The organism is Roseateles sp. (assembly GCF_036486225.1).
In the GTDB taxonomy this organism is placed as follows: Bacteria; Pseudomonadota; Gammaproteobacteria; order Burkholderiales; family Burkholderiaceae_C; genus Roseateles.
This window is the reverse complement of the sequence record NZ_DASVNZ010000416.1, coordinates 1-4,998: the sequence shown is the minus strand read 5'-3', so window position 1 is coordinate 4,998 and position 4,998 is coordinate 1. Positions and strand designations below refer to the sequence as shown.

The 4,998-nt window shown below is 72.0% G+C and carries 4 protein-coding genes; 2 read left to right on the top strand and 2 right to left on the bottom strand.

From position 1 onward, the window contains the following. The coding region (locus tag VF536_RS27080; protein WP_331618051.1) for a DNA internalization-related competence protein ComEC/Rec2 at positions 1-1,536 on the top strand (1,536 nt) is incomplete at its 5' end. A gap of 138 nt (positions 1,537-1,674) precedes the next feature. Next, positions 1,675-3,225: a methyl-accepting chemotaxis protein gene (locus VF536_RS27075; protein WP_331618050.1), complete on the top strand. Its 1,551-nt coding sequence runs from the start codon at positions 1,675-1,677 to the stop codon at positions 3,223-3,225. A 58-nt stretch (positions 3,226-3,283) separates the two neighbouring features. Here VF536_RS27075 and VF536_RS27070 read toward each other — a convergent pair whose 3' ends face one another. Next, positions 3,284-4,174, bottom strand: a complete 891-nt coding sequence (locus VF536_RS27070; protein WP_331618049.1) for a hypothetical protein — start codon at positions 4,172-4,174, stop codon at positions 3,284-3,286. Further along, positions 4,171-4,875 (bottom strand): DNA adenine methylase, encoded by a 705-nt coding sequence (locus VF536_RS27065; RefSeq protein ID WP_331618048.1) that lies wholly within the window; start codon positions 4,873-4,875, stop codon positions 4,171-4,173. Before VF536_RS27065 ends, VF536_RS27070 begins: the two co-directional genes overlap by 4 nt. Positions 4,876-4,998 lie beyond the last annotated feature (123 nt).

The following is a 4,998-nucleotide window of genomic DNA, read 5'->3' as shown; positions in this document are numbered from 1 at the left end:
GCCGCGATGTGGCTCGGCGTCGTCGCAGCGGGGCTCTACGCGCTGTTCTCCGGCTGGGGCGTACCGTCGCAGCGCACGGTCGGGCTGCTCGTGATCCTCGCGCTGCTTCGTCAGGCCGGCGCACGCTGGCCGTGGCCGATGAGCCTGTGCGCCGCCGCCGCCGGCGTCTGCGCCGCCGATCCCTGGGCGCTGACGCAGGCCGGCTTCTGGTTGTCGTTCTGCGCGGTCGCGCTGCTGATGGCCGCGGACCATCGCGCCGATCCCGGCTGGCGCGGCGCGCTGCGCAATGCCTGGCACACGCAGTGGGTGGTGACGCTCGGGCTCGCGCCGCTGACGCTGCTGTTGTTCCAGCAGCTCTCGATCGTGGGCCTGCTGGCGAATGCCTTCGCCATCCCGCTGGTCTCCTACGTGATCACGCCGCTGGCGATGCTCGGTGCCCTGTGCCCGCCGCTGTGGACGCTGGGCGCGTGGTGCGTCGCGCTGATGAACACGATGCTGGAGGCGCTGCGTGTCCTGCCGCTGGCGGTCTGGCATCTGCCGTGGCCGCCGGCATGGACGCAGGCGCTGGGGCTGCTCGGCGGTGCCGCCCTCGCGATGCCGTGGCCGTGGCGGCTGCGCATCGGCGGTCTCGCGATGTGCCTGCCGATGCTGTGGCCCGTGACCCTCCGGCCCGAGCTGGGCCAGTTCGAACTCTGGCTGCCCGATGTCGGCCAGGGCGGCGCCACGATCCTGCGCACGCAGGGTCACACGATGGTGTTCGATACCGGCCCGTCGTGGGGGCCGGGCTCCGATGCCGGGCAACGCGTGCTGCTGCCGCTGTTGCGCGGCCTGGGCGAGCGGCGGCTCGATCTGCTGATGGTCAGCCACGCGGACCAGGACCACGTGGGAGGGGCGGCGAGCGTGCTCGCCGGGATGCCGGTCGAGCGGCGGCTCGGCGCCGTCCCGGGCGGGGAGGGCTGCCGGCGCGGACAGCGCTGGACCTGGGACGGCGTGCGCTTCGAGGTGCTGTGGCCGATGGTCGACGCTGAGGCGGGCGGGGCGGGCGAAGCCAACCAGAAGCGCAAGGAGGCGAAGCGCAACGCCGGTTCGTGCGTGCTGCGCGTCGAGGCGGCCGGCCGCCGCGTGCTGTTGACCGGCGACATCGAGGCGCCCCAGGAAGCGCGCCTGGTGCGCGAGGACGGCGAGGTCGGCCTGCCGGCCGAGGTCCTCGTCGTGCCGCACCACGGCAGCAGGACCTCCTCGACGGCCGCGTTCGTGCGCGCGGTCTCGCCGCGGGTGGCGGCGGTGCAGTCGGGGTATCTGAACCGGTTCGGGCATCCCAAGCCGGACGTCGTCGCGCGGTATGCCGCCGCCGGTGCGCTGCTGCTCAACACCGTCGACTGCGGCGCGTGGTCGTGGCGCAGCGATCGCCGGTCGTCGCCGATCGACGATTGCGAGCGGGCGAAGCGCCGGCGCTACTGGCTGCGCTTGCCGCTGGGAATCGCTGCCGAGAGCGCCCCGGAGCCCGATCCCGTCGACCTGATGCCGCCGGACTGAGGCCGCCGGTCTGAGGCCACGCCGTCTTGCGCCTGGCGCCCGATCCGCGCTGCCCCCTGTCACCGGGGCTGTGCACGCCGCCGGACTGGTGCTAGCTTGTGATGACGACGCCGCATCCGGCGCCGACGGGAGGAACACATGCGAATGCTGTCCGACTTGAAGGTGGGGGTGCGGCTCGGTCTGGGCTTTGCGCTGCTGTTGCTGCTGATGCTGACGATGGGCGCCTTCTCGGCGAGCCGCGTGGCGCAGGTTGAGGCCAAGGTCGACGATCTGGCCGTGAACTGGCTGCCGAGCACGCGCGTGCTCGGCGCCATCAGCGATTCGATGAACCAGATGCGGCGCGCGGAGCTGCAGATGCTGGTCGGCGGCGACGCGAAGGCGGTCGCGGACGAGGCGGCACGCCTGACCGAGCAGTGGGGCGTCCTGCCCGGGCTGCTGTCGACCTATGAGAAGCTCATCGCGGGCGACAAGGAGCGGCAGGTCTTCGAGGACCTCGGACGGCAGGTGAAGGCGTACCGCGCAGTGCAGGAACGCTACGTGGCGGCGCTCGGCGCCGGCCAGCGCGACGAGGCCGTGGCCTTGCTGCGGGGCGAATCGCGCGCCGCGTTCCGGGGCGCCACCCAGCGGCAGTCGGATCTCGTGAAGATCAACGCCGAGGGCGCCGATCTCGCGCACCAGCAGGCGCGCGCCGACTATCGGGTCGTGCTGACCGCGATCTGGACGCTGGTCGCCGCCGCGATGGCCTTGGGCGCGGTGGTCGGCTGGCTGCTGACGCGGTCGTTGACCCAGCCCTTGCGCGCGGCGTCCGCGACGGCCGACCGGATCGCCGACGGCGACCTGCGCGGCATCGACGCGGCCTCCCGCCGGGACGAACTCGGCGACCTGCTGCGGGCGTTGGGCAAGATGCGCGACGCGCTGCATGCGTCGGTGTCGACGGTCCGCTCCAGCGCGGATCAGATCGCCGAATCCAGCCGCGAGGTCGCCGTCGGCAGCAGCGACCTCTCCAGCCGCACCGAGGAGGCGGCATCCAGCCTGGAGCAGACCTCGGCGGCGATGCACCAGCTGACCGACGCCGCCCGCCAGAGCGCCAGCAGTGCCGACGAGGCCAGCCGCATCGCGCAGGACGCGGCCGGCGTGGCCGGCCGGGGCGGGGAGATGGTGGGCCGCGTCGTGGCGACGATGGCGGGCATCCAGCAGTCGTCGCGGCGCATCGCCGACATCATCGGCGTGATCGACGGCATCGCCTTCCAGACCAACATCCTCGCGCTCAATGCCGCGGTGGAGGCGGCCCGCGCTGGCGAGCAGGGACGCGGCTTCGCCGTGGTGGCGTCCGAGGTGCGCGGCCTGGCGCAGCGCAGTGCCCAGGCGGCGCGCGAGATCAAGACGCTGATCGCGGATTCGGTCGAACAGGTCGAGACCGGCTCGCGCGCCGTCGGCGACGCCGGCACGACGATGACGCAGGTGGTCGACGCGGTGCGGCAGGTCAGCCAGCTGATCCGCGAGATCGCCGCGGCCACCGGCGGGCAGACGCAGAGCCTGTCGGAAGTCAACGCGGCGGTGACGCAGCTCGACAGCATGACGCAGCAGAACGCCGCGCTGGTCGAGGAATCCGCGGCCGCGGCCGAGGCGCTGAAAGAGCAGGCCGCGCGGCTGAGCCAGGTGGTGGCGAGATTCAGGCTGGCGAACTAGGCCCTGGACCAGGCGCAGGCTCCGGCCCCGGCGCGGGGCCGCGGATCGGGCGACAGCGTCAGGCCGTGAACACCAGTGCGATCTGCTCCGGCTCGCGCATCGCGCGGGCCTTCGTCGAGGTCGAGGCCGACGTCGAGGACGAGGTCGTTCTCGCGCCGGGCTCGGTCGCCTTCAGATGGTCGACCAGGAAACGCGCCGTCTCCGGCGAGCGGCGCATCTCGGCCGCGACGACCGCCTCCAGTTCCGACGGATGCACGTCCATCGCCGCGCACAGCTTGAGCAGGCGCGCCTCGGCCTCGAGGTAGTGCCGCTCCACCGTCAGCTTGCGCGAGAACAGCCCGATCACCTGGCCGATGCGCAGCAGATGCACGTCCAGCAGCGCGATCTCTTCCGAGGCCGACCAGCCGCGCACGATCGCCGAGGCCGTCTTCGGACCGACGCCGGGCAGCGCCATCAGCCAGTTGCGCACCTCCTGGCCCGCTTCGAAGTCCGGCGCCGACAGCAGCGCCGGCATCACTGCCGCGAGGTGCCTGGCCTTCTGCGTCGCGAAGCGGAAGGCCAGCACCTGCCCTTCGACGTCGAGCGGTTCGCTGAGCCACGCGGCGAGCGTGAGCTCGCAGACGCCGGGCTGCACGAAGGCGCCGCGCTCGCGGATGCGCGCGAACGCGGCCAGTCCGACGGCCGCCGGGATGCCTGGGCCGCCCAGCAGCGACGCGCCGACCTCTTCGGCGAGCGATCGGCCCGACGCCGCGGGCCACGCCGCGTCCGGGTGATCCGGGCCGTTGAGGCGATCCAGGCGGCGAGCCAGCGTCTGCTGCATCCAGTAGGCGGGGGTGGGGAACTCCTCGACGGCGCCCCAGCGCACGCCGGTCAGGAGGAGGTGATGGGGGTCGGGAAGTTCTCTCTGGAGGGAGGCGTGTCGGGAGACGAGGGCAACGATCTGGGTCATGGGAGAAGGGGAGCGCCGCCTCTCTGGGCGGCTGGATAGGTGGTGTTCAGCCATTGGGCGAACGCGGCGCGCTCGACCGGATCCATGGCATGGACACGCTCTTGAAGGCGTTCGAGACGCCGTTTGTGGGTCTGGCGCTCGCGGAAGGTGGCTCCGCGGTGCCGGCTGTCGTGAAGCATCTCAGGCGGCTCGAAGTTGAACCACAGCGTCTCCGTCCGCACATCGGTGTGGGTCTTCGCGCGGAATTCCACCGAGTGCCACCCCCGCAGGAGGGCGTCGTAGGTCGGATGCGCGTAGCCCGACACGATCACCCGGCACGGCAGCACCGCGAGTTGCGCCAGCAGCGCCTCGTGGTCCGCGGCGCCGTATTCGTGCCGGTAGATGCGCGTCTGCCGGCGTGTCTCGGGGTGATAGGGCGGGTCGACGTAGACCAGCTCGTCACCCTCGAACACATGCCGCGCGAGGAACTCCTCGGCACGGCCGTGAACGAGCTCGACGCCGGGAAGGGCCAGGTCGCGCCAGTGCGCGATGACCCGTTCGTCGGCGTCGATGGCGATCGATCGCGCCGCCGGCAGCTTGTGGCGCAGGACCGCGCCACCACCGACATGCGTCTCGATGTACACCCGGTGCGGAGGCATCAGGTTGATGACGTGCTGGTACGCCTTGCCCTTGCCGCCTGGATACTTCATGCGGCGGATCATCGTCAGAAGTGACGATGATGTCAAGGCGACAGCACGCCGTTCGGGCGGGCGAGCGCAAGCCGGCGGAGCCGGTGCCCCTCTCCGCTCAATCTCCTCCTCGCCGCTCGGAATTCGCTCCGAGGG

Excerpts from the sequence above, each read along its gene's own strand:
- VF536_RS27075 (WP_331618050.1), top strand. The coding sequence starts at position 1,675 with ATGCGAATGCTGTCCGACTTGAAGGTGGGGGTGCGGCTCGGTCTGGGC.
- VF536_RS27070 (WP_331618049.1), bottom strand. The coding sequence starts at position 4,174 with ATGACCCAGATCGTTGCCCTCGTCTCCCGACACGCCTCCCTCCAGAGA.
- VF536_RS27065 (WP_331618048.1), bottom strand. The coding sequence starts at position 4,875 with ATGATCCGCCGCATGAAGTATCCAGGCGGCAAGGGCAAGGCGTACCAG.